This is a genomic window from Saccharopolyspora hattusasensis, from assembly GCF_050972075.1.
GTDB classification, from domain to species: Bacteria; Actinomycetota; Actinomycetes; order Mycobacteriales; family Pseudonocardiaceae; genus Saccharopolyspora; species Saccharopolyspora hattusasensis.
In genome coordinates this window covers 6,979,534-7,005,327 of the sequence record NZ_JBPCDC010000001.1, presented here as the reverse complement: position 1 = coordinate 7,005,327, position 25,794 = coordinate 6,979,534, and the positions used below count along the sequence as shown (strand labels likewise).

The 25,794-nt window shown below is 68.5% G+C and carries 28 protein-coding genes and 1 pseudogene; 13 read left to right on the top strand and 16 right to left on the bottom strand.

Annotated features, from left to right (window positions below; all coding sequences use genetic code 11):
• The 8 genes from ACRXBZ_RS33765 to ACRXBZ_RS33730 form a co-directional block, all read right to left on the bottom strand.
• On the bottom strand, positions 1-369 hold the full coding sequence (locus ACRXBZ_RS33765) for a Zn-ribbon domain-containing OB-fold protein (RefSeq protein ID WP_433882518.1): 369 nt from the start codon (positions 367-369) through the stop codon (positions 1-3).
• Positions 366-1,514: a thiolase family protein gene (locus ACRXBZ_RS33760; RefSeq protein ID WP_433882517.1), complete on the bottom strand. Its 1,149-nt coding sequence runs from the start codon at positions 1,512-1,514 to the stop codon at positions 366-368. Before ACRXBZ_RS33760 ends, ACRXBZ_RS33765 begins: the two co-directional genes overlap by 4 nt.
• Before the next feature lie 85 nt (positions 1,515-1,599).
• The gene (locus tag ACRXBZ_RS33755; RefSeq protein ID WP_433882516.1) at positions 1,600-2,271 is read right to left on the bottom strand and encodes a GntR family transcriptional regulator; all 672 of its coding nucleotides are present in this window, start codon (positions 2,269-2,271) and stop codon (positions 1,600-1,602) included.
• Positions 2,272-2,315: 44 nt separating this feature from the next.
• Entirely contained in the window at positions 2,316-3,329 is a 1,014-nt protein-coding gene (locus ACRXBZ_RS33750; RefSeq protein ID WP_433882515.1) for a CaiB/BaiF CoA transferase family protein, read from the bottom strand.
• An 11-nt stretch (positions 3,330-3,340) separates the two neighbouring features.
• A complete protein-coding gene (locus ACRXBZ_RS33745) occupies positions 3,341-4,066 on the bottom strand; it encodes an SDR family NAD(P)-dependent oxidoreductase (RefSeq protein ID WP_433882514.1) in 726 nt (241 codons plus the stop codon).
• Positions 4,063-4,578 (bottom strand): hypothetical protein, encoded by a 516-nt coding sequence (locus ACRXBZ_RS33740; RefSeq protein ID WP_433882513.1) that lies wholly within the window; start codon positions 4,576-4,578, stop codon positions 4,063-4,065. The genes ACRXBZ_RS33745 and ACRXBZ_RS33740 overlap by 4 nt, the downstream gene beginning before the upstream one ends.
• Positions 4,575-5,729: a thiolase family protein gene (locus tag ACRXBZ_RS33735; RefSeq protein ID WP_433882512.1), complete on the bottom strand. Its 1,155-nt coding sequence runs from the start codon at positions 5,727-5,729 to the stop codon at positions 4,575-4,577. The genes ACRXBZ_RS33740 and ACRXBZ_RS33735 overlap by 4 nt, the downstream gene beginning before the upstream one ends.
• Positions 5,726-6,142 carry a Zn-ribbon domain-containing OB-fold protein gene (locus ACRXBZ_RS33730; RefSeq protein WP_433882511.1) on the bottom strand — a complete coding sequence of 139 codons (417 nt, stop codon included), beginning with the start codon at positions 6,140-6,142 and terminating at the stop codon, positions 5,726-5,728. The genes ACRXBZ_RS33735 and ACRXBZ_RS33730 overlap by 4 nt, the downstream gene beginning before the upstream one ends.
• A 195-nt stretch (positions 6,143-6,337) precedes the next feature.
• On the opposite strand from ACRXBZ_RS33730, the gene ACRXBZ_RS33725 reads away from it, so the two are divergent.
• The 4 genes from ACRXBZ_RS33725 (at position 6,338) to ACRXBZ_RS33710 (ending at position 11,428) form a co-directional block, all read left to right on the top strand.
• Positions 6,338-7,834 (top strand): aldehyde dehydrogenase family protein, encoded by a 1,497-nt coding sequence (locus ACRXBZ_RS33725; protein WP_433882510.1) that lies wholly within the window; start codon positions 6,338-6,340, stop codon positions 7,832-7,834.
• 28 nt (positions 7,835-7,862) lie between these two features.
• Positions 7,863-8,978 (top strand): NDMA-dependent alcohol dehydrogenase, encoded by a 1,116-nt coding sequence (locus tag ACRXBZ_RS33720; RefSeq protein ID WP_433882509.1) that lies wholly within the window; start codon positions 7,863-7,865, stop codon positions 8,976-8,978.
• A gap of 58 nt (positions 8,979-9,036) precedes the next feature.
• Complete coding sequence (locus tag ACRXBZ_RS33715) at positions 9,037-10,332, top strand: MFS transporter (protein WP_433882508.1); 1,296 nt, start codon at positions 9,037-9,039, stop codon at positions 10,330-10,332.
• A gap of 106 nt (positions 10,333-10,438) precedes the next feature.
• On the top strand, positions 10,439-11,428 hold the full coding sequence (locus ACRXBZ_RS33710) for an MFS transporter (protein ID WP_433882507.1): 990 nt from the start codon (positions 10,439-10,441) through the stop codon (positions 11,426-11,428).
• 285 nt (positions 11,429-11,713) lie between these two features.
• Here ACRXBZ_RS33710 and ACRXBZ_RS33705 read toward each other — a convergent pair.
• The 4 genes and pseudogenes from ACRXBZ_RS33705 to ACRXBZ_RS33690 form a co-directional block, all read right to left on the bottom strand.
• Positions 11,714-11,824: pseudogene (locus tag ACRXBZ_RS33705) on the bottom strand (helix-turn-helix domain-containing protein); the annotation flags it as partial.
• Between the two features lie 2 nt (positions 11,825-11,826).
• Entirely contained in the window at positions 11,827-12,402 is a 576-nt protein-coding gene (locus ACRXBZ_RS33700; protein ID WP_433882506.1) for an IS607 family transposase, read from the bottom strand.
• Between the two features lie 94 nt (positions 12,403-12,496).
• On the bottom strand, positions 12,497-12,664 hold the full coding sequence (locus ACRXBZ_RS33695) for a hypothetical protein (RefSeq protein ID WP_433882505.1): 168 nt from the start codon (positions 12,662-12,664) through the stop codon (positions 12,497-12,499).
• Positions 12,665-13,156: 492 nt separating this feature from the next.
• Complete coding sequence (locus tag ACRXBZ_RS33690; RefSeq protein ID WP_433882504.1) at positions 13,157-13,426, bottom strand: GTP cyclohydrolase II; 270 nt, start codon at positions 13,424-13,426, stop codon at positions 13,157-13,159.
• Here ACRXBZ_RS33690 and ACRXBZ_RS33685 point away from each other — a divergent pair.
• From ACRXBZ_RS33685 to ACRXBZ_RS33665, 5 genes are all read left to right on the top strand, one after another.
• Positions 13,340-14,848: a sensor histidine kinase gene (locus ACRXBZ_RS33685; protein ID WP_433882503.1), complete on the top strand. Its 1,509-nt coding sequence runs from the start codon at positions 13,340-13,342 to the stop codon at positions 14,846-14,848. The two genes, ACRXBZ_RS33690 and ACRXBZ_RS33685, sit on opposite strands and share 87 nt — an antisense overlap.
• Positions 14,845-15,501, top strand: coding sequence for a response regulator (locus ACRXBZ_RS33680; RefSeq protein ID WP_433882502.1), 657 nt, complete (start codon positions 14,845-14,847; stop codon positions 15,499-15,501). The genes ACRXBZ_RS33685 and ACRXBZ_RS33680 overlap by 4 nt, the downstream gene beginning before the upstream one ends.
• A 172-nt stretch (positions 15,502-15,673) precedes the next feature.
• A complete protein-coding gene (locus ACRXBZ_RS33675; RefSeq protein ID WP_433882501.1) occupies positions 15,674-16,096 on the top strand; it encodes a hypothetical protein in 423 nt (140 codons plus the stop codon).
• Positions 16,097-16,132: 36 nt separating this feature from the next.
• A complete protein-coding gene (locus tag ACRXBZ_RS33670; protein ID WP_433882500.1) occupies positions 16,133-16,900 on the top strand; it encodes an ABC transporter ATP-binding protein in 768 nt (255 codons plus the stop codon).
• A 58-nt stretch (positions 16,901-16,958) separates the two neighbouring features.
• On the top strand, positions 16,959-19,406 hold the full coding sequence (locus ACRXBZ_RS33665) for an FtsX-like permease family protein (RefSeq protein ID WP_433882499.1): 2,448 nt from the start codon (positions 16,959-16,961) through the stop codon (positions 19,404-19,406).
• 553 nt (positions 19,407-19,959) lie between these two features.
• Here ACRXBZ_RS33665 and ACRXBZ_RS33660 read toward each other — a convergent pair.
• Complete coding sequence (locus ACRXBZ_RS33660; RefSeq protein WP_433882498.1) at positions 19,960-20,238, bottom strand: hypothetical protein; 279 nt, start codon at positions 20,236-20,238, stop codon at positions 19,960-19,962.
• A 326-nt stretch (positions 20,239-20,564) separates the two neighbouring features.
• Between ACRXBZ_RS33660 and ACRXBZ_RS33655 the strand changes: the two genes are divergently transcribed.
• Positions 20,565-21,485: a hypothetical protein gene (locus tag ACRXBZ_RS33655; protein ID WP_433882497.1), complete on the top strand. Its 921-nt coding sequence runs from the start codon at positions 20,565-20,567 to the stop codon at positions 21,483-21,485.
• A gap of 81 nt (positions 21,486-21,566) precedes the next feature.
• Here ACRXBZ_RS33655 and ACRXBZ_RS33650 read toward each other — a convergent pair whose 3' ends face one another.
• The 3 genes from ACRXBZ_RS33650 to ACRXBZ_RS33640 form a co-directional block, all read right to left on the bottom strand.
• The gene (locus ACRXBZ_RS33650) at positions 21,567-22,511 is read right to left on the bottom strand and encodes a DUF1996 domain-containing protein (RefSeq protein ID WP_433882496.1); all 945 of its coding nucleotides are present in this window, start codon (positions 22,509-22,511) and stop codon (positions 21,567-21,569) included.
• Between the two features lie 132 nt (positions 22,512-22,643).
• Positions 22,644-23,348, bottom strand: coding sequence for an anti-sigma factor family protein (locus ACRXBZ_RS33645; protein ID WP_433882495.1), 705 nt, complete (start codon positions 23,346-23,348; stop codon positions 22,644-22,646).
• Entirely contained in the window at positions 23,345-23,899 is a 555-nt protein-coding gene (locus ACRXBZ_RS33640; RefSeq protein ID WP_433882494.1) for a sigma-70 family RNA polymerase sigma factor, read from the bottom strand. Before ACRXBZ_RS33640 ends, ACRXBZ_RS33645 begins: the two co-directional genes overlap by 4 nt.
• A 1,033-nt stretch (positions 23,900-24,932) precedes the next feature.
• Between ACRXBZ_RS33640 and ACRXBZ_RS33635 the strand changes: the two genes are divergently transcribed.
• Genes ACRXBZ_RS33635 through ACRXBZ_RS33625 form a run of 3 tightly spaced genes read left to right on the top strand, consistent with a single transcriptional unit; the run spans position 24,933 to position 25,750 of the window.
• The gene (locus tag ACRXBZ_RS33635; RefSeq protein WP_433882493.1) at positions 24,933-25,061 is read left to right on the top strand and encodes a hypothetical protein; all 129 of its coding nucleotides are present in this window, start codon (positions 24,933-24,935) and stop codon (positions 25,059-25,061) included.
• Complete coding sequence (locus tag ACRXBZ_RS33630; protein WP_433882492.1) at positions 25,055-25,510, top strand: inorganic phosphate transporter; 456 nt, start codon at positions 25,055-25,057, stop codon at positions 25,508-25,510. Before ACRXBZ_RS33635 ends, ACRXBZ_RS33630 begins: the two co-directional genes overlap by 7 nt.
• Positions 25,511-25,525: 15 nt before the next feature.
• Positions 25,526-25,750 carry a hypothetical protein gene (locus ACRXBZ_RS33625; protein ID WP_433882491.1) on the top strand — a complete coding sequence of 75 codons (225 nt, stop codon included), beginning with the start codon at positions 25,526-25,528 and terminating at the stop codon, positions 25,748-25,750.
• The last annotated feature ends 44 nt before the right edge of the window (positions 25,751-25,794 follow it).

The window sequence follows — 25,794 nt, the reverse complement described above, 5'->3', positions numbered from 1 at the left end:
TCAGGCCGGGTGGAAGCGCACCAGCGCAACGCCGTTCACACGCTTGAAGCTCGCTCGGACCGGCATGCCGACGCGAACGCCGTCACCGGTGACATTGCTGATGATCTTGATGCCTTCGGTCAGCAGCACGACCGCCACGGCATAAGGCGGTTGTGGCCCCGGTGGCGGGAAATACGCTTTGTGGAACACCGCGAACGACCACACGGTTCCGGTGCCGGCGGCGGTGAACCACTCGATACCGCGGGACACGCGGCAGTGCGGGCAGACCGGTTTGGGCGGGAACCGGGATTCACCACACGCCCCGCAGCGCGCCACGCACAGCCGTCCGGCTTCGAGCCCGGCGAAATGTTCCCCAAGGTCGGCGGTCACGGCTCGCTCCCGTACACGACGGAGGACACAAGCGGCGCGGCGCAGGCGTACTGGATGTGGGTCGCTCCCGGGATCTGCCGGGCACCGCACTCGCCGCGCAGCTGGCGGACGGCCTCGACGGTGAGGCCCCATCCCTGAAGGTAGCTCTCCGACAGGTGCCCACCGGAGGTGTTGACCGGAAGTTCGCCGCCCAGGCCGATGCGGCCGTTCTGGATCCAGCGCCCGGACTCGCCGGGCGGGCAGTAACCCAGGCCCTCCAAGGTGAACAGCACGGTGGGGCTGAAATTGTCGTAGAGCATCAGCCCGTCCATGTCGGCGCGGTCGCGGCCGGCCTGGTGCAGCGCGGCACTTCCGACCTCGCCGATCGCCCCGGCCCAGAAATCCTCGGGCGGGAAGTCGGAACCGAGGAACTGGGCTCGCTGGGCGACTCCGATGACATAGACCGGCGGACGCGGCAGATCCGTGGCGGCCTCGGCAGTCGTGAGGATCACCGCCACGCCTCCGTCGTTGATCAGGCAGTAGTCGAACAGGCGCAGCGGCTCGACGATGTAGCGGGAGGCCAGGTAGGTCTCCAGGTCCAGCGGGTCGCGCATGACGGCCGCGGTATTGAGCGCCGCGTGCCCGCGGAAGGTCACCGCGACCTCGGCCAGCTGTTCCTCGGTGGTGCCGTACAGGTGGCTGTGCCGTTGAAACATGAGCGCCGAGAACGCGCCCGGCGAGGTCATCCCGTACGGCCGGGTCAGCTCGGGCGCGGTCCCATAGCCCTCCCCCGCGGCGGTGTATCCCGCGCCTCCGGCTCCGTAGGTGGCGCCAGCGGAGCGGCCGTTGTTGCCGTAGACGAGAGCGACGGTCCGGCATTCCCCGGTGCGGAGCGCGTTGACGGCCAGTGCGATCGCCGCCCCGCACATCCGCCCCTCGGAGGGCAGTTGCACGCACCACCGGGGCTGCAGGCCATGGGCCGAGGCGAACTGCTCATAGCCGCTGACCCGGGTGGCCACGAGCCCGTCGATGTCGCGCACCGTGAGCCCGGCGTCGGACAGCGCCTCGCGCAGGGCCCAGCCGGCCAGGTCATCGGCGGAGAGATCGGGCGGCCTCCCGAAGCGGGTGGTGCCCACCCCGGCGACAGCCGCGAGTGGCGTGCTCATCACGACTCCCTCGTCGTTCGGATATTTGATCATATATATGTTCAGTGGGCAGAGACCCGGTTTCGCCGGTGGCACGGGTGGCGCGTCAGAACTCGTCGTCGGCGAGCACGCTCTTGGTGCGCAGAGTCCGCACCACGTAGTCGCCTTCACCGCGGACGTGCTCGCGGCTGGCGGCATCGGCTGCCGCGGCATCGCCCGCTCGCAGCGCCGCCAGGATCCGGGCGTGCCCGGTGTTCGCCTGGGGTCCGCCGCCCGAGGGCGCCTCGTAGACCGAACGCGGGAGGTTGCGCGACAGCTGCCGCAGCACCGAGAGCAGTCGCCTGCTGCCCCCGGTCTTGTTGATCAGGGTGTGGAACTCCCAGTTCAGGTCGTGCAGCTCGTCGGCATCGGTGCTGCGTCCCATCTGCTCGTGCAGTTCCTCGAGCTTGCGCAGCACGGGCTCGGTGATGCGGGTGGCGGCTCGCGCGGTCGCCAGGCCCTGGACCATGCCGTAGATGCGGTAGTGGTCCTCGATGTCCTCCTGGCGGATCGGCACGACGAACGTGCCGCGGTGGGTCTCGGTGTCCACCAGGCCCTCGGTCTCGAGGGTGATGAGCGCTTCGCGCACCGGCAGCCGGCTGACGCCGAGTTCGGCGGCGATCGCGTCCTGCGGCACGCGCTGGCCCCGTTCGAGGGTGCCGTCGAAGATGCGCTCGCGGATGTGGGCGGCGACTTCGTCGCTGGTGTTCCGCCGTCGTGGCTGCGCCGCCCTCGCCATGTCACCCCGTCCTCGTGCCGCCGATGCCGAATACTTTATCAAGACTATCCCTCCGCGGTCGGACCGAAGCGCGGGCCGGGCGCGGGTTCCACGCGACCATCGCGCGTCCGCAGCGTCGCGCGTGCCGCCAGGTGCGGGTCCGCGCTCGCCTCGGCCATACTGAGCACCGGCGTGACGCAGGCGTCGAGGGGCGCGAAGATCTCCGCCCACTCGTCCCGGGTCCGGCCGGCGAAGATCCCGGCGAACAGCTTCTTCGTGGCAGGCCAGGACGCCCGGTCCCACTGCTCGGGCAGCTGGGCGGGATCCAGCCCGAGTGCCCGGACGAGCCGGTCGTAGAACCGCGGCTCCATGCTGCCCACCGCGACGTACTCGCCATCGGCGGTCTCGTAGACGTCGTAGAAGGGGGCACCGGTGTCGATGTCGTTGGTGCCGGGTTCGGTCCGCCACCGGCCGTCGGCGACGCGCTGCCAGATGCCCGACATCAGCAGGCTGACCCCGTCGATCATGGCGGCGTCGACGACCTGGCCGCGGCCGCTCGCGTCGCGCTCGCGCAGTGCCGCCAGCACCCCGAAGGCGAGCAGCATCCCGCCGCCGCCGTAGTCCCCGACGAGGTTGAGCGGCGGCACGGGGGCCTGTCCCCGGCGGGCAATCGAACGCAGGGCGCCGGTGAGGGCGAGGTAGTTGATGTCGTGCCCGGCCTTGGCGGCCAGCGGTCCGGTCTGGCCCCAGCCGGTCATCCGCCCGTAGACCAGGCGCGGGTTGAGGTCGAGGCACACCTGGGGTCCCAGGCCCAGCCGCTCCATAACGCCCGGCCGGAAACCTTCGATGAGCACGTCGGCGCGGCCGATCAGCGCACGGGCCTCGGCCAGGCCACTATCGGATTTCAGGTCGAGGCCGACCGCGGAGCGCCCGCGGTCGAGGATCCCGCCGGACCGCCCGGCTCCGGGCCGGTCGATGCGCACGACCTCGGCACCGCTGTCGGCAAGCATCATCGTGGCGAAGGGTGCCGGGCCGAGCCCGGCGAACTCCACGACACGCAGTCCTTTCAGTGGTCCCATGTGCGTTCCCCTCACGCCGGTTGCCGGTAGGGGTCGCCGATGCTGCGCCCGCCGCACACGACGAGCACCTGACCGGTGACGTACGAGGCGCCGGCCAGGTAGGCGACCGCGTCCGCGACATCATCGGGGCGCCCGGCGCGACCGACCGGGATGGCGTCGAGGGTGCGCTCACGGATCCGGTCCGGCAGGCCGTCGGTCATCCGGGTGGCGACGAACCCGGGGGCGACGCAGTTGACGGTGATGCACTGGCGTGCGACTTCCAGCGCGAGCGAGCGGGTGGCACCAACCAGACCGCCCTTGGCGGTCGAGTAGGCCGTGGAGCCGAAGGTGCCCAGCCAGGCGCGGGAGGCGATGTTGACGACCGCGCCCCCGCCGCGCCGCGCCATGGGCCCGAGCAGCAGCCGGGTGAGAGCCAGCGGGCCCAGCAGGTTGATCGCGAGCAGGCGGCGGAACAACGCCGGATCGAGCGTGCCGACGCGGGCGTCCTTGAGCACACCGGCGCAGTTGACCAGGATGTCGACGCCGCCGAACTCCTCGACACAGGCCGCGGCCACCGCAGTGCGGGAAGCCGGAGAGCTGACGTCCAGGACCATCGGCCGCGCCTTCGGCCCGATCTCGGCCGCCGCCTCGGCGGGATCGAGGTCCGCGACGACCACCACGTCGGCATCCCTGGCCAGCCGCGCGCAGACGCCCCGGCCGATATCACCGGCGCCGCCGGTCACGAGCGCGGTCTTCATGGCCGCAACCTCCCCAGGCCGCTGCCCGCGGTCACGTAGATCTCCTGCCCCGTCACGGCCGCGCCCTCGGCGGCGACCAGCGCCGTGACCTGGTGCGCGACCGCGGTTTCGGCGGCGTCGGCGTACAGCACGGTGTTCACCGCGATGCCGTCGCGGGCGAGTTCGATCGCCAGCGTCCGTGCCATCGACAGGATCCCCCCGGCGACGGCACCGGCGGAGGTGGCGTGCGGCCGCCCCAGCGCAGCCTCGGCCGGCAGCAGGAACAGCAGCCGCCCCGATCCGGTCAGTCCGGGCAGCAGCCGCTGTACCTCCGCCAGTACGCCGCCGAGCACGTCGCCGATCTCGGCGTCGAGCAGCTCGTCGGACAGCGCTTCCAGATCGCGATCACCGGGCAGGTCCGGCACCAGGCAGGCGGCGAGCACCGCGGATTCCACAGTGGACAGTGCGGACAGGAGCGCCGGAGCGGTACGGCCACCCCACACGTGCACGCCGGTGGACACCTGAGTGGTCATCGGGCCATCACCAGCGTCGTCACCGATCCGCCGTCGGTGCCGTTGACCGTGCCGCCCTTGCAGTAGCTCAGGCCGACGCGGGCGCCCTCGACCTGGCGCGCGCCCGCGGTACCGCGTAGCTGCCAGGTCAGCTCGCAGGCCTGGGCGACGCCGGTCGCGCCGACGGGGTGACCGCGGGACAGCAACCCCCCGCTGGGGTTGACCGGCAGCCGCCCACCGAGCGAGGTGTGCCCGGCCTCGGTCCAGGACGCGCCTTCGCCGCGCGGGATCAGGCCGAGCCCTTCCATCCGCACGATTTCCGCGATCGTAAAGCAGTCGTGCATCTCCACCAGGTCGATGTCGCCGGGGCCGACCCCGGTGAGCTTCCAGGCCTCCTCGGCCGCCCGCAAGGAGACGTCCTCCTCGTTCACGTCGCCCGTGCCCGGCCGGACGCTGCCGCTGACGAGGGCACAGCCCAGCATGCGGGGCACCGGCGTGGTCAGCCCCAGCCGCCGCAGCCCGGCCGGGCTGCACAGCACCATCGCCGCGGCCCCGTCGGAGATCGGGCTGCAGTCCAGCAGCCCGAGCGGTTCCGCGATCGGACGCGCGGACAGCACCTCGTCGAGGCTGACCGGGCGCTGGTAGTGGGCGAACGGGTTGTGCACCGAATGAGCGTGGTTCTTCACCGCGACCGCGGCGATCTGCTCGCGGGTCGCGCCGTGGTCGGCCATGTACCGGCGGGCGCTGAGCCCGTGGCCGGCGGCCATCACGTAACCAACCGCGGCGTCCAGGTCACCCGGGTCGGGGCGGACGCCGCCGGACACCCGGTCGGTCATCTTCTCGACGCCGATCACGAGCGTGACGTCGTGCAGCCCGGCGGCCAGCGCCACCCAGGCTTCGCGCAGTGCGGTCGCTCCGCTGGCGCAGTAGTTCTCGTGGTTGGACACCGGGCGCCCGTCCAGCCCGAGCTGCGCGGCGATGCGCTGGCCGGCGACGGGCCCGCCGAAGACGTGCCCGACGTAGACCGCGTCGATGTGGGGCAGCTCGGCACCGGCGTCGGTGAGCGCCGCGCGCGCGGCACCCACGGCCATGCGTTCGAGGGTCACCTCGACCGGGTACTTGCCGAACCGGATCATGCCGGCGCCGGCTACATGCGCGGGGGCGAGACTCATGCCGCCACCTCGTTCCCCGCGCGGAACCGGTAGCCGACCAGGTCGGCGCCCTCGGCGTCCTGGTCGAAGGTGGTCAGTTCCAGGTGCACGGGCAGCCCGATCGTGACGTCCTCGGGTGCCACCCCGCTGACCTGTGCGAGGACGCGAACGCCTTCCGGGAGATCGACGTACGCCAGCACGTAGGGCACCTCGATTCCGGGCGGTGCCTGCCGGACGACGGTGAAGCTGTACACCGACCCGGCGGGCGAGAGTTCGGTCTCCGCGATGGCGTCCACGGCCCGGCAGCCGGGGCAGAACTCCCGCGCCGGGAACGAGACCGTGGCACAGCGATCACAACGGGACCCGAGCAGGCGTGGCGGCGCCAGCTTCAGCAGCCCCTCCCGGAACGGGCGGGCCGCGGCGACGGCGGGCATCGGAACCTCCAGCAGTCATCAGTAGATGGTGAGACCCTACAAGTTTGATACATGATCAGACAAGGGCGCCGATGGGTTCTCAGGCCTTGAACAGGTAAAACAGTAAGTCTTGAACTCATGCTGGACATCAGACGGGCGCTAACGTAGCTTCCGTCACATCAATTTGTATCAAATATCGAAAAGGATGGGACGTAGATGTCAACGACGACACGTGCCCAGGGCCTTGCTTCCGTCGTGGCTTCCCGCCTCGCCGCGGCACCGCACCTGTTCATCGACGGGGAGCGCTGCGAGGCTCTGAGCGGCCGGACGCAGCCGGTCATCGACCCGGGCACCGGCACCCAGATCGCGACCACGGCGTGCGCCGGACCGGCCGACATCGACGCGGCGGTCGCCGCCGCCGCACGGAACCTGGACCCCGCCTCCGAGTGGCGACAGCTGAGCCCCCTGGAGCGCGGGCGGATCCTGTCCCGCATCGGCGAAGCCATCTATACGCACGCGGACCAGTTCGCCGAACTCGAAGTGCTCGACGGGGGCAAGGTCCGCGGCGCGGCCCGCGCGATCGACGTCGAGTTCGCCGCGCGGACGTTCCTCTACTACGCGGGGTGGCCGAGCAAGATCCACGGCACGACGGTGCCCGTCTCCCATCCCGGGATCCACGTGCGCACCGAGCGGGAGCCGGTCGGCGTGGCCGGGATGATCACGGCGTGGAACTTCCCGCTGCTGCTGTGCGGATGGAAGATGGCGCCCGCGCTGGCGGCCGGGTGTCCCGTGGTGTTCAAGGCGTCGGAGGAAACTCCGCTGTCGGCGCTGTGGCTCGCCGAGCTGGCCACCGAGGCCGGGCTGCCGCCCGGCGTGCTCAACGTGGTCCCCGGCCACGGCGCCGAACCCGGGGCGACGCTGGTGTCGCATCCGGACGTGCGCAAGCTGTCGTTCACCGGTTCGACCGTGGTCGGGCGGCAGATCGCGCGGGGCGCCGCGGATCTCGTCAAACGGGTCACCCTCGAACTGGGCGGCAAGAGCGCGAACATCATCTTCCCGGATGCCGACCTCGACGCCGCGGTCGCCGGCTCGGCGGGCGGTATCTTCTGGCACTCCGGGCAGACGTGCAGCGCCCCGTCCCGGCTGTTCGTTCACCGCGGCATCCACGACGAGGTCGTCGACAAGCTGCTCACCCAGGCCGGTGCGCTCACGATCGGGCACGGCCTCGATGAGGGCGTCGACTTCGGACCGCTGGTCAGCGAACGCCAGCTAGAGCGGGTGCGCGGCTACGTCGAGCGCGCCGCCGCGGACGGCGCGAAGGTGCACCAGGCCGGCGAACTCCCGTCCGGTGGCGGGTTCTTCTTCCCGCCGACGGTGATCGCGGGCGTCACCGACGACATGGAATGCGTGCGGGAGGAGATCTTCGGCCCGGTCGTGGTCGTGCTGCCGTTCGACGACGCCGACGAGGTCGCCCGCCGCGCCAATGCGAGCGACTACGGCCTCGCGGCCGGTGTCTGGACCGGCAGCGTCGCCACCGAGCACACCATGTCCCGCGCCCTGCGCGCCGGAACGGTGTACGTCAACGGCTGGGGTCTGACCGACCCGGCCGCCCCGTTCGGCGGCTTCGCCCAGTCCGGCTACGGCCGCGATCTGGGCCCCGACAGCCTCGACGGCTACCTCGAGACCAAGTCCGTGTGGACCTTCCACGGCTGACGTTCCCCGGACGACCGACGGAGAGACGATGAAGACTCGCGCCGCTGTCCTGACCGGCTACCACACTCCCTTCGACATCAGAGAGATCGAACTCAACGAACCCGGCCCGAACGAAGTCCTGCTGAAGGTCTCGGCCGCCGGCCTCTGCCACTCCGACCTGCACATGATCGACGGCGACAACGTCGTCCGGTTCCCGATCGTCGGCGGGCACGAGGCCGCCGGGATCGTGGAGCGCGTCGGCCCGGGCGTCACCCGGGTGACCGAAGGCGACCACGTCGTGTGCAGCTTCATTCCCAGCTGCGGCAAGTGCCGCTACTGCTCGACCGGGAAACAGAACCTGTGCAACATGGGTGCCACGATCCTCGAAGGCAGCATGCCCGACGGGACCTTCCGGATGCACGACGCCGAACTCGGCGACATCGGTGCGTTCTGCATGCTCGGCGCCTTCTCCGAATACGCCACCGTCGCCGAGCTCTCCTGCGTCAAGGTCGACGACTGGCTGCCACTGGACAAGGCGGTGCTCGTCGGGTGCGGCGTCCCGACCGGCTATGGCAGCGCGGTCAACGCCGGCGATGTCCGGCCGGGCGACACCACCGTGATCTACGGCATCGGCGGCGTCGGCATCAACGCCGTACAGGGCGCGGTGCACGCCGGGGCCAAGAACGTCATCGTCGTCGACCCGGTCGCGTTCAAACGGGACACCGCACTCGAGTTCGGTGCCACCCATGCCTTCGCCACCGCCGACGAGGCCGCCGCCGCCGTGCGCGAGCTGACCTGGGGCGAGGGTGCGGACCAGGCCATCTGCGTGGTCGGTGTGATGACCGAACAGGTCATCACCGACGCGTTCGCCGTCATCGGCAAGGGCGCCACCGTGGTGGTGACCGGTGTGGCGAACCCGGAGAACCTGACCGTGCACGTGTCCGGTTCGGACCTTGTGTTCAACCAGAAGACCATCAAGGGCACGCTGTTCGGCTCGTCGAACCCGCAGTACGACATCGTCAAGATGCTGCGCATGTACGACGCCGGGCAACTCAAGCTCGACGAGCTGATCACCGCGCGCTACACCCTCGACGAGATCAACGAGGGTTACCAGGACCTCCGCGACGGCAAGATCATCCGCGGCATCATCGACTACTCGAAATGACACCCCGGTGTGGCCGGAGGGGCCGGCCACACCACGACTCCTGCACTGGAGCCCACCGATGCGCTCTCCATCCACCGTTGTCGTGGCCACCCTCATCGGCAACTTCACCGAATGGTTCGACTTCGCCGTCTACGGTGCAGTGGCCGTCACCCTCGGCCGCGTGTTCTTCCCTGGCGGCGACCCGGTAGTCTCCCTGCTGGCCTCCCTGGCCGTGTTCGGGATCGCGTTCGTTTTCCGCCCACTCGGCGGTGCCCTGCTCGGCTCGCTGGGAGACCGCCGGGGCCGCCGGACCGCGCTGTCGACCGCGGTCATCGGGATCAGTGGCGCCACCACCTTGATCGGCGTGCTGCCCTCCTATGCGGCGGTCGGGTTCTGGGCGCCGCTGCTGCTGGTCCTGCTTCGCTGTGTCCAGGGCCTGTCCGCGGGCGGCGAGTGGACCGGCGCGTCCGCGTTCCTCGCCGAGTACGCACCCCCAGGCCGGCGCGGTTTCCGAGCCAGCCTGATCTCCGCGTCCGGTGGACTGGCCATTGTGGCCGGTACGGGATCGGTGCTGCTGCTGCAAAGCCTGCTCACGGCGGCGGAGATGCAGTCGTGGGGCTGGCGGCTGCCGTTCCTGCTCGCCGCACCGCTCGGGCTGATCGGCCTCTACCTACGGTTGCGTCTCGACGAGACCCCGGTGTACCAGCAACTGCGTGAACGCGACGAAATCGCGGCCACACCGGTGCGGACCGCGCTCAAGACCGAGCGCTCGACGCTCGTCCTCGCCTTCGCGTGCGCCTCGATCACCGGCGTCGGTTTCTATTACCTGGCAACGTATTTCACGACCGCGATGTCGGCGGGGGGACAGCAGAAGGCAGCCTTGACCGTCAGTTCGGTCGCCCTGCTGTTCTACGCCGCGATCTGCCCGCTTGCCGGCGCGCTGTCGGACCGGATCGGGCGGCGCCGGGTCTATGTCGGCGGGGCGCTCGCTCACGCCGTGCTGGCCGTCCCGGTGCTGCTGCTGGTCGGCTCAGGGAAACCGGCCCTTGCCCTGCTGGGCATGTGCCTGTTCGCCATTCCGCAGGCCGGACTCAACGTCATGTCGTCGATCGTGCTCGTGGAACTCTTCCCCGCCCGCACCCGTTCCAGCGGCTCGGCGCTGGCCTACAGCCTCGGCGTCGGCCCGATCGCGGGCACCGCCCCGCTGGTCGCCGCCGCACTGGCGGCCGCGACGCACACACCCGTCGCACCGGCCCTCTACCTCGCCGCCATCGCCCTCATCGTCGGGCTCGTGCTGGCCTGGCGACTGCCCGAGACCGCCGGCCGATCGCTGTCCGAGTCCGCGGGCTTCCCCGCCGCGTCACCCACGCGCTGACCCTTTGCCCTCGCGACCCGGCGCTGCCGGGCACTCCCTCCTGCTCTCTCCCGGAGGTCCACCATGTCCACCGACACCCATATTCGCCCGGCTCGAACGGCTCCCGATGGGCCGGCCGCAGCTTGGCATCCTCTTCGCGGGCGGCCTCGGCCACCTCTTCGAAGCTCTCGACATCGTGATCATCGGCTTCATGCTGCCGCACCTGAAAACGGAGTTCGGCCTGAGCAACGGCCAGATCGGCCTGATCGGCGGCGCCGCACCGGTCGGCATGATCGTCGGCGTCCTGTTCGCCGGCATGATCGGCGACCGTTTCGGCCGCAAGAAGGTCATGCTCTACGCGCTGCTGCTGTTCTGTGCCGCGTCGATCGGGCTGGCGTTCGCGAACGGGTTCGTGTTCGTCATCGCGGTACGGATCATCGGCGGTCTCGGCGCGGGTGCCGAGGCGGCGATCGTCTCGCCCTACATCTCCGAGTTCGCCACCGGGCACAACCGCGGCCGGTTCGTCAGCGGCGTCACGCTGTTCTTCTCGCTCGGCAACGTCATCGCCGCGGTGCTGGGCTCGTTCGTCGTCCCGCTGCACGATGGCTGGCGCATCACCGCCGTGCTCTGTGGACTGCCCGTCCTGGTGCTCCTGTGGTGGCGGCGATCGCTGCCCGAGTCGCCGCGCTGGCTGCTCGCCCAGGGCCGTGTCGCCGACGCGGACGCCGTAGTCAGCCGCTTGGAGGAGCGCGTGATCGCGGCACGGCGCGGGGCCGCGCTGCCCCCGTTCCCCCGGACACCGCCGTGGCGCCGGCCGCACCGCCGGTGTCCCGGGTCGCGAGCACACCGCGAGGTGCGAGATCCCGAGATCCACTCCCACGGTCGCGGCAGGATCAGCGGGTTTCGTCTCGCTGCGTTGGACTTCGCAGGTGAAAGCGACGAACCAGCGTCCACCCTCGAACCGCACAGTGGCCGACAAGATGCGTGCGGTTCCCGTTTCGATACGCCGGGCGAGCTTGCGGGTGGACTCGTGCGTCTTGAGCGTCCCCAGCCTGGCAAGTGTGACGTGGTGCCGGTCCGGTTCGATGCGGATGGTTCCGGTGGTGAACCGCACTGACAATGCTGACCGGTGCTTGGACTTGAACCGCGGAAACCCGACCTTTCGGCCCACGCGCTTGCCGCTGCGGGAGTCGTTCCAGTTCTTCAACGCACGAGCCAGGTTGTCCAGTCCGGTGTTGTAGGACTCTTTGGAGTTTTCCGGCCACCACGCAGCCACCTCGTCCTTGGTGGCGTTCCAGGCGCGCCGAAAACCAGCCAGGGACCAGTTCAACGACGACGTGAGCTGATCTTCGCCGATGCCGTAGGTGCGTTCGGCGGTGCGCTGGTCCAGGTTCGCCTTCACCCCAGCCAACGCCCAGTTGTAGGCCACCCGCGCCGCCCCGCAGTGCGACAACACCGCACGCTCCTGCGTGGGCGTGAGGTCGAGCGCGTACCGGTACGCCTGATGCACCATGCTCACAGACCAGTGACCTCAGCGGTCGCGCACGCCACACCCGCTTCCGCGCGTTTGCGTGCCGACCCGCGCCCGTACAGGCGTGCGCACATCGAGGTGAGCACGTCCACCATGTCCCGCACGAGGTCGTCTTTCACTTCTTCTGGGTTGAGCACGACGATCCGACGTCCGGTAGCGGCCAAGGCGGATTCCAGGTGTTCGACACCAAAACGAGCCAACCTGTCGCGGTGCTCCACCACGATCGTGGACACCCGTGGGTCAACGAAGAGTTTCCGCAACTTCGGCCGGTTCCCGTTCAGACCAGAACCGACCTCGGTCACGGTTCGGTCGATTGAGATGCCCTGTTCACCACACGCGGCGACGACCCGACCCGCTTGACGTTCGAGGTCGTCTTCCTGGTCAGCGCTAGACACCCGGCAGTACGCGACGGTGAACCCGGCGGGCCGGTCATGTTCGCGCACGAGCCACGTCCCAGATGGTGTTTGCACCACCGGAACCGGCATACGACCGGACTTCGCCCAAGCCCACGCGGTTTGGTAGTGCACACCTTCCCGTTCAGCCCACTCCGATAGCCTCACAAGATCACCATACACCATGATGATCACTGATCATTACAGAGATCCAATCCAACAGTTTCCGACCCCCGGGCAGGTCGCGGTGTGGATCGAAAACTCAGGGCAGCGCGCAGTGATCACCGGCGACAGCGTCCACCACCCCGTCCAGCTGGCGCACCTCCAGGTGACCAGCTGCGTGGACGTCGACCCGGCACAGGCGCAGCGGACTCGATGGGAGCTCCTCGAAAGCATCGTCGACACCGAGACGCTGCTGCTCGACACCCATTTCCCGGCTCCGACCGCGGGAGTCGTCCGCCGAGAAGGAAGCGGCTTTCGGCTGGATCCGGCACCCGCATGAGCAAGATACCGACCATGCTGCGACGCCTGCTGGACCCTCCGTGAAGTGCGTCGCCGAAGCCCACCGATATCTACGCAAGACGACCAGCAATACCCGAATCCCGAATGGGACGCGGGTACTACTGGAGCGTTCGTTCTCCACTCGGGGTTGAACGGTGCAAGCCGCATGCGTGGCGCAGGAGATAGCCGCAGACTCGACCGGAATGACCATGCGCAGTCGGCCTTTGCGGTGGTACTTCGCCTCGATCCACGTGGCGATCGCCAGGGCGATGCCGAAGGCTCACGCATCAGGTGCCGACCAAACCCTGGACAGCCCCCGCCGTCCACGGCAACTGGGCACGTGACGTCGCATTCGCAGGATCCGCGCTGTCCCACGCTGCGTCCGCGTTCGCGATGCGACTTTGCGCCTCGAGATCAGCCCTTATCCAGTCGGCCACCGGAGACAGATCACCGGCTTGCGAGCCACACTCACGTGTACCACTGCGCAGGTACACCACAACGCCCTCCCCTGGGAGGCGAATCGGCGCATCGCGTCGTTGAGCTCGCTGCCACACCGGCACATCTGCCCGCGCAGGACATCGCAGGTGAGACATTCGTGGTGAACATGCACGGGCGTGGTTGCGCTGATCCGATGGGAATCCCCTGCGATGAGCGCCAGGTGCTCTACCTGGTCTCGCCCTGCGTAACCCACGACCTGAAACCGTCCGTGCTCGGTAGGAAGCGAGGTCGATACCACCCGGTGCACGAGCGGTTCGGTGCGCTGCCGATAGCGGACGAGATCATCGATGGAGATCAGAACCAGGTCGTGCTCAGCGGCGAAGCGTTGCAGCTCGGGGACACGCGCCATCGCGCCGGTCTGTTCGCGGCGCCAGAGCCGTTCATCGGACATTCCCCCGGGCCGTTGTCATGTCCCGTTAGTGTGTCGCCTGTGAAAGCTTGGCTGTTTCCGTGGTCGTGGTGGTGGACGCTGTTCGATTTCGCGATCGTCGCCTGCGTCGGGACGGTCGCGTTCCAATACCTGCGTCCGTCCCCGGTTGGCGGGGTGATCGGCCTGGCGATGGCTGGCGTCCTGGTCCTGCGGCGACACCGTCCCGTCCTGGTCATGACGCTCGTGTCGGTGCTGGCCGTGGCGCAGTTGCTGTTCACCGATATCGCGCCGGCGGGTTTCGAAGTGGCGCTGCTGGTGGCCATGGCCTCCGTGGTCACCCATGCCGAGTCGCACTGGCACGGGTACGTGGCGGGTGTGGTGGCGACCGTCGGTTTGGTGGCCCTGCTTGGGCCCAATGCCTCCAAGGATCCGATCGCATTCTGCATCCTTCTCGGCGGTTGTGCCGTGTCCTGGCTCATCGCTTATGTGCTGCGGGTCCGCAAGGAGACCGCGCAGCTCTATTCGGACCGGGCCGCCACGGCCGAGCGGGAACGTGACCACCTCGCCAAACTCGCGTCGGCCGACGCTGAGCTGGCCGCGGCCGACGAACGCGCCGCGATCGCGCGCGAGTTGCACGACGTGGTGGCCCACAGCCTCGCAGTGATGGTCATCCAGGCGGACGGTGCGAGCTGTGTCGTCGACAAGGACTGGGAGAAGGCCCAGAAAGCGATGCGCACGGTCGCCGACACCGGACGTGACGCGTTGGAGGACATGCACAGCATCGTCGCCGTGCTGCGCGGCACGGCGACCACCGGCGAGGAGCCCGACCGCCGTCGCCCCGGACTGGACCGGCTCCAAGTGCTGGTCGAACGCGCGAGCGCGGCCGGTCTGGCCGCCGAGCTGCACACCGACGGCGACCCCGGAGAGCTATCCGAGGCCGAGAAGCTGACCCTGCTGCGCCTCGTCCAGGAAAGCCTGACCAACGTCCTCCGGCACTCCGGAACCGGCGCCGCGGTCACGGTCGACCTGACCTTCCGCGCCGAGACCGTCGAAGTCGCCGTGGTCGACGATGGAGCCGGAAAGCCCGCGACTCAACGGGAAACCACCTCCGGCGGCAACGGTCTCATCGGCATGCGGGAGCGGGTCGCCCAGCACGACGGGGAGTTCACGGCGGGTCCGCGAACGGACGAGAACCCAGGGTGGCAGGTCCGCGTGGTCCTGCCGAGGAAGGCGTTGGCACGATGACCATCCGCGTTGTCCTGGTCGACGACCAGGACCTGGTTCGCGCCGGGTTCGCCATGGTGGTGGCCGCCGAGCACGACATCGAGGTCGTGGGGGAAGCCGCGGACGGCGAGCAGGCGCTGGCGCTGCTCGATGAGGTCGCTGCGGACGTCGTGATCATGGACATCCGGATGCCGGTCATGGACGGGATCGAAGCCACCGGACACCTGTGCGCCCGGCCGGACGGTCCGCGCGTCCTCGCCCTGACCACGTTCGACACCGATGCCGACGCTTTCGCCGCGCTCCAGGCCGGGGCCAGCGGTTTCGTGCTGAAGAACTCCCCGCCGGAGGGCCTGCTCTCCGCCATCCGTGCGGTGGCTGCGGGTGATTCCGTCGTCGCGCCTCGCGTCACCCGGAGGCTGCTCGACCGGTTCGCCGGTCACCTCGTGCCACGGCGAGCGGACGAACGGCTCGCCGTTCTGACCGACCGTGAACGGGAAGTGCTCGAACTGGTGGCGGCGGGGCTGTCCAACTCCGAGATCGCCCAGCGGCTGCACGTCGCCGAGTCCACTGTGAAGACCCACTTCGGACGGATCCTGACGAAACTCGACTTGCGCGACCGGGTCCAGGCCGTCGTGTTCGCCTACGAGGCCGGCCTGACTCGTCCTGCCGGGTGACCTGGGCCTTCCGCCGGTGGTTCGACCCGAAGTACGAGGATCCGCCGGCGACGTAGTACCCGGGTCGTACGGCGGGCCGCCCCGGAGATCAGACCGCGATCCGATGCGCCGTCGTGCGCCGCGCTGAGATGATCCTTTTCATCAGCAGCGGACGGTTTTTCGGAGGAATCGCATGTTCACATCGGTGAAGACCGCGGAGAAGAAAACGATCGCCCTTTTCGCACTGGTGGCCGTCGTCGTTCTGACGGGCATCGGATTCGGCGTCAGTTACGCCTGGCGGGAATCGCGGGGGCCCACCGCGGCTACGGCAGAGGACTGCGTGCTCGCCCAAGAGCTTTTCGACAAGGCCGGGACCGTGCCGAGCGGCAAGGAAGAGGCCAAAGCGTTCGAGAAGGAAATCCGCGCGATGGACTACCCGCAATTCGTGGACCAGGGCATCAGGACCGAGGTGGGCAAATACGTCACCTGGAAGGTCAGCAAGGTGACCGGTGAAGGAACCCCGCCCAGCCGGGAGAAATTCGACGAGATGGTGGAGAACGCGCAGGGGCACTGCAGTGATCAGCAACCGTTGAACATCCCCGCCTACGACTTCTGATGCCCGCCCCCAGAACGAAATAGAGGAGGTGACCGAATGAGTCCCATCGACGCCGGTGCGGGGGCGCACCGATCGGACTTCGCCGTCGCGGCAAACGACCTGGTGAAAGTGTACGGCGAAGGCGACACCGGGGTACGGGCTCTCGACGGGGTGGGCGTCGGGTTCGCCCGGGGCCGGTTCACCGCGATCATGGGGCCGTCCGGTTCCGGTAAATCCACCCTCATGCACTGCCTCGCCGGGCTCGACACCGCGACTTCCGGCACGATCACGGTCGGCGACACCGAGCTCACCGGGCTGTCCGACCGGGAGTTGACCGCCGTGCGGCGCGACCGGATCGGGTTCGTGTTCCAGGCGTTCAACCTGCTTCCCCAGCTGACCGCCGAACAGAACATCACGCTGCCGCTCGATCTCGCGGGCAAGCCCGTCGACCGGTCGCGGCTGGAGCACATCGTCGACGTCCTGGGAATCGGTACCAGGCTCAGCCACCGGCCCGGAGAGCTCTCCGGCGGTCAGCAGCAGCGCGTGGCGCTGGCCCGAGCACTGGTCTCCCGCCCGGAAGTCATCTTTGCGGATGAGCCGACCGGCAACCTGGATTCCCGGTCCGGAGCCGAGGTGCTGGGCTTCCTGCGCGACTCTGTTCGAGACTTCGGGCAGACGGTCGTCATGGTGACCCACGACGCGGGTGCGGCCTCGCACGCCGACCGGGTGCTCGTGCTCGGCGACGGACAGGTGGTCGAGGACATCGACCACCCCACCGGAGAGTCGGTCACGCACGCGCTCCGGACTCTGGACGGTGCGCGGTGAACACCAGCGTCTTGCGAACCCAGCTCAGCGGATCGGCCGCAGACCCCAGCGATTGATCTTGACCGGGCTGTCCGTGCTGGTCGCGTCGTTCATGGTGTTCGGGGCGGTCCTGGCCCGCGACATGCTGGTGCAGACCGCCCTCGACACCTTCAGCGACACCCCGAGGGCGACCAGCGTGGTCGTGTCGTCGAGCGGAAAAGGGCTGAGCCCCGACGAGCTGGCGGCGATCCGGGGGACGCCGGGTGTGGCCGAAGCCGCCGGACGGCTGGAGACCACCCAGCAGATCGGCAGCATCCAGCGCAGCAACCTCACCCTGGTCGCCGACCCGGGGGCCGGTCCGTTGTCGAAAGTGCGGCTGGTCAGCGGAACCTACCCGGCCAGCCCGGGACAGATAGCCCTCGACCGCCGCACTGCGGGGCACCTCGCCATCGACGTCGGCGCCAGGCTCACCCTGGGCAATGGCGAACGGCCCACGGAGATGGTCGTGACCGGGGTGGTCGAAGGACCTGTCGAGAGCGAAAAGCGGGCCTACGCCACGGACCGCGTCGTGGCCACGTTGCTCGACGACCCCGAGCCGTATGAGCGAGTGGACATCCGTGCGGTATCCGAGCAGCAACGCGCGCAACTGATCAACGACCTCGACTCCGTGCTCGGGGTGAATCCGGAGATGTTCGTCGACGTCACTCCGGGAGAGGTCGTGCGCAACAAGGAAGCGCGGGAAAGCGCCGCGGAGATCGACAAGGTCTTCACGCTCATCGCGATGTTCGTGGCGGTCTCGGTGGGCGCCGCGGCTCTGGTGGCCACGTCCACCTTCCGCATCGTCTTCGCGCAACGGATGCGCCAGCTCGCACTGCTGCGCACCCTCGGCGCCCAGCGCGGTCAGCTCGTGAGGGCCCTCGCGGCCGAAGGAGCTGTCGTCGGACTGGTCGCGGGCACGCTAGGTGTCCTCGCCGCTTACGGCGCGGGCTATGCAGCGCCAGCCATCGCAGGGGCCACCGGGATCACGGTCTCCGCCCCCGGTGTGCCGATCACCGCCGCGTTCGCGGTCGTCATCGGAGCGGCACTGACCACCGTCGCCGCTGTCCTGGCCCCCGCGTACTCCGCGGCACGCGTCGCGCCGCTTCAGGCGTTGCGCAGTTCGAACACCATGACCGCCGAACGGCGCATCGGACCGCTCCGCCTGGTCCTGGGCCTGCTCCTCGTCGTCTGGTCGATCGGGGCCGCCGCGTATCCGGTCGCGGGTCTGCCGGGAGCCGGCGAGCCGGACTACGACACCGATGGCGCGCTGCTCAGCCTCGTCCTCTCCGGGAGCGCGACGTTCGGCGCGCTGATCGCGCTCGGCCCGGCCATCGTGGGGCCGGTACTGGCCGCGGTGAGCTGGCCGCTGCGCAAACTCAGTCACGCCGGACGGCTCGCTGTCAGCAGCGTCGGAGGCACACCGCACCGGGCAGCCGGCGTGTCCGTCGTCGTCGCCCTGGGAGTCACCCTCGTCGTCGGCACCGTCGTCGGCACCGCCTGCCTCCAGTCCTATGTGGACGAGAAACTGGCGGCGAGGGCGCCTGCCGATCTCGTCGTAGCCACGGAAGGACAGCCCTTCGCCAGCGGCATCGTCGACCGCCTCACCGCCGACCGCGCTCTCACGGGCGTCACCCCGTTCCGGGCGGCGTCGTTGAAGATCGGTCAGTCGAACTCCCAGGCCGTGGACCTGGACGTGTCGGCCCTGCCCGAGTCGAGGCGGGTCACGGCGGCGGAAGGCACACTCGCCGGTCTGAGCCCTGGCGAGGCGGTCCTCGGCCGGTCTGCCGCCGAGGACCTCCAAGTGCGGGTGGGTGATCACACGACTCTCCGATCGGCAGGCGGAGAGGTCCCCGTCACGGTCAAGGCCATCCTCCAGGAAAGCGGGCCGCTGTCCAGCGACGCGATCCTGGTGCCTGGTGACCTCGACAAGCTCGGCACGTCCAGTTTCATGATGCTGGCCAACGCGTCGGCTCCCGGCGCGGACGGGCAGGCCGGGGCGAAAGCGGCGATCCGCAACGTCGTCGGCGCGTCCGGGGAAGTCGAGATCGGGGATCTCGCCGATCTGCGGGACAAAGCCAACAGCGAGGTGTCCGGCATGGCCGCAGTGGCGCTCGGGTTGCTCGGTCTCACCGTGCTCATCGCCGTCGTCGGCGTCGGCACGACTGCCATCCTGTCGGTGCTCGAACGCACCACAGAAGTTGGCCTGCTCCGGGCACTGGGCATGGGCCGAGGCGGACTGCGCACGATGATCACCACCGAGGCCGGGCTCTACGGCACCATCGGCGCGGCACTCGGCGTTCTGCTCGGCGTTCCCTACGCCTGGCTGGCCACGGCGGTGCTTGACCTGGGCGCTCCCCTGGAATTGCCTGGTGGCCAGCTCATTCTGGTCGTGGCGGTCCTCATCGCGATCACCGCCATGTCCGGGTTCTTCGCCACATGCCGCGCCGCCCGGGTCAGTCCCGTCAATGCCCTGACCACACCGGACTGAACCCAAACGAGTCGCATCTACGGAAGTGCCCCACGTCGTGACCCTCGCGGGTTCGACGCGGGGCGCGTTCGTCATTTCGGCCTAGGGTCCGAGCTCTTCGACCAGGCGGTGAAGCGACCAGGCCGCGGCACAGCTCCCAATCGAGCTCGGCTACGCGCGGAAAGGTAAACGGCCACCGGCTGCAACGACGCGTAGCCCAGGGTTTGACGCAACGGTCGGCACTTCGCGCCTACCACCGCGCACGGCTTCGGGACAGGTAACCGTGTCCCGAAGCTGAGTTCCCGCTACATGTGCCATGGCAGCCGTTCGGGGACACGTCGGGACACCCCGCCAGCACCTGTCCCGAGCGCGCCAATGTCGTCATTTTCCCAGGTCAAAGCAAAAACCCCGCCTGTCCCATCAGCCGTCACAGACGTGCCTGCACCATCGGCAGCAGCGCGGCCGGGATGTCTCGTTGCAGGCCGTTGTGTCTCCACAGTCGTTCTCGGGCTCGGGACCACCGATGCAGGGAGGAGATCGACCGGCTTGGCAGATCTGCTGATCGGCGGTTTTACTACATCGGTTTCTGCCACGCAGTGACGGTGTCGGCGAACGTCTTCTTCAGGTCGTCGTTGGTCAGGGCGACGAGTCGCTGGATGAATGCTGTGGTCTGCTGCGTGGTCCAGGACTTCCGTCGCTCGGCCACGGCCAGCACCGCCAGGGCCAGCAGCAACGGCAGGCGATACCGCAGGCCGCGGGCGTTGCGGGGATCAGTCACCGCTTCCAGGGCCTGCCACAGGCCGTCGATACGGCTCTGCAGGGACTCCACGGTGAGGGTGGGCTGGTTCAGCACAGTCAGTATCGGGGAGGATGAGGACCGCGAGGGCGCGGCTTTCGGGTAGAACATCACGGACTAGACACCCCGATGATCTCCCATCAAGGCCGCACCCTCGTGCCGCGTGTCCAGCCTGCTCAGAAACCCGCCGCAGCCCTCAGATCAACCTTGCACACGCCCTGTTGGCGTAGGACAGCCGAGCTTCGTAACGCCTTACTCCATCGAGTCAACGGCGGGCGTCCGAAAAATTTCAGCGATCTCTTGAACCGGTGCGGATCAGGGCACGTGTGTCCGCCGTACGTGGCTGCAGATTGGCTGGAGCCCGGGATTTCAGGGGAGAACTCATGCTGTCCAAGCGAGCCAAGTACGTTGCCGCGCTCGTCGTCGCCGGAGCGGTGTCGTTGACCGCATGCGGGTTGCCGACCGTCGCGGCGGGTCCGGTGCCTGCAGCGCCGAGTGCGCCGGTCCCCGGGACCGGAAGCGTCGGCCTGTCCTTCCTGGCGGGGACCGCCAAGGCGCACAATGCGCCGGCGAGGACCGGGGACTGGGCAACCGGGTCCGACGGCACGGCCAACACCGCGGACCAGGATGTTGCGCGAAAGTGGGTGCAGTTGAAGGCTTCCCGGGCAGGTGCTCTGGACCCGGTAGTGGTCAACGGTGCCGGACTGACGTTGTACCGGTTCGACAAGGACACGGCCAAGCCCTCGAAGTCGAACTGCAACGGGGATTGCGCGAAGACCTGGCCGCCGTTGACCGTGGTTCCGGGCGGCAAGATCTTCCTGGCCGGCGTTCCGAAGACCCAGGTGGGCACCGTCAAACGGGACGACGGCAGCCTCCAGGTGACCATCGGTGGCTGGCCGGTCTACCGCTTCGCCAAGGACACCAAGCCGGGTGACGCCAAGGGCCAAGGTGTGGGCGGAACGTGGTTCGGGATCACTCCGAACGGCCAGAAAGCCGGGGCCGAAACCAGTGACGGCAGCGGCGATGCGCAGGACGGCGGCACGCAGCCGACCGAATCCGCCGACAACGCGGTTCTCTTCGACGACCCGAATTTCAGCGACGACGGTGCTTCGCAGGGCGTGGCCGGACCGGGCTGCCAGAACGTCGCGCGGCCCGACGTGACGTCGTCGATTTCGGCGTCCGGGTCCTTGAAGCTGTGGTCCGGGCAGAACTGCACCGGCAAGTCGTTGGTCGTCAACGGTGATGTCGCCGATCTCGGCGAGGTCGGATTCGACAATGCCGTGGAGTCGGTGTTCTTCGGCTGACCTGCCGCTGGTCGTGGGTGTGTTGCCGGGCGGAGCCCTGGCAACACACCCACGACCATTGTCACTTCGGAGGTTTCTTCCTCAACTGATGCGCCCGCTGTTCACGACGGCCACGACGTGTGCCATCTGCTCATCGGTCATCACGTTGATGAAGTCGCTGTGATCCGTGATCGGGCTGCGCAGCTGATCCGCGAAGGTGTCAATGGCGTACTCCGCGTCGCTGGGCACGTCGTAGCCGACTTCGATGCGCAACTGCGGGACGGCGAACGAGTTGGTCGGGCATACCCCGTTTCCCGCCGGGAACACCAGGTGATCGCGATGGTTTGGGCTGTCGTTCCTCCTGCCATCCCAACAATTCGGAAAGTCGAGGACCCGGACCACTCGATGCCCGTCCGGGCACCTCGGATAGCGGTTCGTCCGCCGGTCGAGCATTCCGGAACAGGTCCAGTGCACTCGGGCGGCGTTGTCCAAGCCGGTGGTGAGCGCCTTCGCGTCGCCGGTGACGGCCCGCAGGAACCGGGGCATCGGGATCACCTTGCTGGCCGGATTGCCGCGGAAACTTATCAGTACTGAGGCGGGTTGGAGAATCGCGCCGCTGTTGTGCGGCATGTCGGCGGAACCCGGCTCGTCGCCGTTGAGCAGGCGAAGCACCGGCCAGTAGTAGGTGGACCTGTCACCGTTCACGCAAGTGGTTCCGGCTGCAGCGAGGCTCTGGTCGGTGGCGAACGCATCCGTTGCCAGGTTGCCCACGTAATCGTGCATGTGATGCGCTCCGCCGGACACGGCGGGTGCTGCGACGACGTTGTCCGCGTTGCGGTGGGCGTTTTCGTTGCGACCGCAGTCAACCGTCACCACACCGGTCGAGGCGTCCGGGCCGAACCGGTTTTGCGGACCCATCGGGGGAACATCTGCGATGTCGACGAAATCGCCGGTCCCCGGCCCCGGATCGCCATGAACACCGTGCCCGTCAACGTACCCGACGCCCAACGCCGCGACGAGCCCGACCGGCAGCAGAACCGCGGCCACCCGCCACGCCCGGCGCCCAGACTGTCTTCGGCTTGTGGACACCGAGTCATCATCCCACTCCCGGGCCGCGGCCTGATCAAGCCCCGCCCCGGATGTTCCGGGACGGGGCCGACGGCGGAATACCTCGCCTGGTCAGACCGGCGTGGAGACGAATCTGGTGCCCTCGAAGTTCTCCACCTCGACGGCCGCCACATCGTCCGGCGCCACCAACGCCGAACCATCCAGCGCGCTGCCTTCGTTCGCGCCTTTCTCGGACACCAGCCAGCTACCAGCGATCTCCCGGCTACCGTCCTTGCCCACGACTACCAAGCGGCACCGTTCGCCCGCCGGTATCCCGTTGACCGCGGCGTTCAACCGCACCCAGCCAGCTGCAGGCGTGACCGTCACCGTCAGCCTCGCCCCACTGGCGGGGTCGACGGCCGTGGCCGCCTTCGTTCCGGCGGGCGGCACGGACGCGATCGGCGGCTGCGCGACGACCAGCGGCGGTGCGCTGTCACCCGCTCGGCCGATCAGCACGCCGCCGCCGAGGGCGACGGCTGCGGCGAGAACCGCCGCCGCGCCGACCACGGCGTGCCTGATGCCGTTCGCCCTGGATTTCTCCGAACGAATCTGCCGGAAGGTGCGCTGCAACAGCAGGTCTGCGTCGGCTGGAGGTCCGTCCAGGAACAACTCCGGCGGGACCTCGCCCAGCACGGCACGCATCTGCTCCAAGTCCTCCAGTTCCCCACGGCAGTATCCGCAGGACGCCAGGTGCTCGTCAATCGCGCTGTGTTCCGGTTCGTCGAGTGCTCCCAACACGTAAGCGCCCAGGTCGACCTTGTGATCCTGGCTGCTCATCCGGCCACCTCTTTCCATGCGACCAACGCTGCGCCGCCCAACGCTTCACGAAGTGCCCGCAAGGCGTAGTACGATCGTGATTTCACGGTTCCCGGGGGTATTGCCAGTTCAGCGGCTGCCTCAGCCACGCTGAGTCCTCGGAAGTAGATCTGCACCAGCACGTCGCGGTGGTCTTCCGAAAGCCTATCCAGCGCCTCGGTGACGACCATCGAGTCGACCACGGAGTCGGCGTGGTCGCGCACCGCCGGCGGCGCTGTCGGCGTGGTCGCGACCTCCGGTGGACGAGCGGCCTTCGCGCGGCTGCGGTCGATGACGATGTTGCGCGCCACGGTCAGCAACCACCCGCGAACGGAACCCTTCCCGTTCACCAGTGCGCCGGGATTTCGCCACGCTCGTACCAGCGTCTCCTGCACGACGTCCTCGGCTGCCGCTCGATCACCGGTCAGTCGCGTCGAGTAAGCGAGCAGGGCGCGACCGTGCTCCTCGAACAGCGACCGGATCAGCGCATCATCGCCAGCGGTTTGCGTCCGACGAGACAATAAGCTCGCCATCTACCACTCCTTCCCCCTGCAGCACCGGTGGATGGGGCTTCGATCAGGGTATTGGTAGCCACACGTAATCCAGGCCGCAACGGTTCAACGGGCGCTGCACCCTGGTACCGGACTCCGTGGTCGTCGTGCCGAACCTTCGCGCGATGGAGAGGCACGGGCTGGCGACAACCCGACCGCTGATGGGGACGCGCGAGTGAATCGCTGTGTAAGGACACGTACCCGACATCAGCGCGCACTGGTACCCCTCGATCAGCGATTTCGCGGCGAGCATACTGACCTAGTCGCAGCGCCTCATCACCGTCGTGACGCAGGCGATCATCCTGGTGTTCGGGGCGATCATTCGCGGTCAACTATGCGGTTCACATACCCACCTAGGGATGTCCGTAATAGAGGGCGAAGACCGTCAAACGTAAGCGGACGTTGCACGTGCCCGAAAACCGTATCCGTGCAGGTCATGCCGCACGGTGGTACTCGTGGAGGAGGCCACCCAGCCGGTCGTGTCGACGCATGCCAATGGGCTCGGTCTGCTCTGGATCCGTGACCGGCATCGGCAAAGGACATAGTGGGCGGACGTTCGCGATGGCCTGGTGCGGCCTAGACGCTGGGTGAGCATGCCGAGCGGGACGGTGCGTTCCACCGCGCGGCGAGTGCGACTGCGGGCCTCACAGACGCCGGTGAGGTGTTTGGCATCGGCGAACACGACCTCCGATCGCCCACCGGGACGCGTACCGGGACGCGTACCGGGACGCGTACCGCTGAATGATCTCCACAGCCGGCGTGGCAAGGTCGGTAGTGACCAGCGCCTGAGCGAGCCAGCGTGGTTCTCGAACCACGAGCACGCGGACGGGTTGGGAGCGGAACACGCCAGAGGCAGCGGCGTTCGTGCACCGTCACGGTGGCGGTGTGGCCATAGCGCGTCACCGTCAGGCTCTCCGCTGGCGTGGCCGCAGTGAGCTGATCGGGTGATGCCCGACCCCGATCGGCTCGATCACCGGCGCGGACGTCGGCGAACCTGACTGGGGCTCGATGACCCGTGGCCTCTGCCTCGCTGGTATCGCTGGCGCACGGCACGAACGACGCGCAGAAAACGATGGGCGTGATCACACTGACGTTGATCACCGCCGGTGCGCTGCCCATGGGTTCGCGTCCGCCGGTGTGGTGATTCTCATCGCCGGGCTGTCCATAGCGGTGGGCACCTACTTCGGTGGGTGGCGGATCATCCACACCGTGGGAAGCGCATCACCGAGATCGAGTCGCCGCAGGGTTTCGCCGGCGGAGGGCAGCACCGCCGCGCTGATCCTTTCCAGTTCGCATGTGGGTTTCCCGCTGTCCACCACGCACGTCGCCTCGGGCAGCGTCGTCGGAGCGGGCGTCGGCAAGAAACTGGCCGAGGTGCACTGGGGGGTGGCCGGGCAGATGGTGGTCGCGTGGGTCCTGACCTTGCCCGCCGCGGCCGCGATCGGTGCAGTGGCCGGCGGGGTCGCCTCGCAAGGCGTCGGCGGCACGGTGCTCGTCGCGGTGGTCGCCCTCGCGCTGGCGGCGGGCGCCTTTTGGGTGTCGCGACGAAATCCGATCAATGCGAAGAACGTCAACGAAGTTCCCGTGAGCTGAAGGGCAGAAGCAGCGATGCACATCAGTTGGGGCGGACTTGGCAGCGTCTTCGTGGTCTCGCTGGCCGTTAGCGTCGTCGTCGTGGTGCTGTTCAGCCTGGGTATCGTGGCCGTAGGGAAACGCACGGCCGCGTTCGAGCGACACACGTCGTTGCTAGGACCCACCGTGACAGCGGCATTGTGCTTTGCGGCCTGCGTCGTGCTTGTCCTCTACGGTCTCTACCTCATCGTCGCAGGCTGACCGACTGGTCGGCTCGCAACAACTCGACGAGGCGCACCAGCACC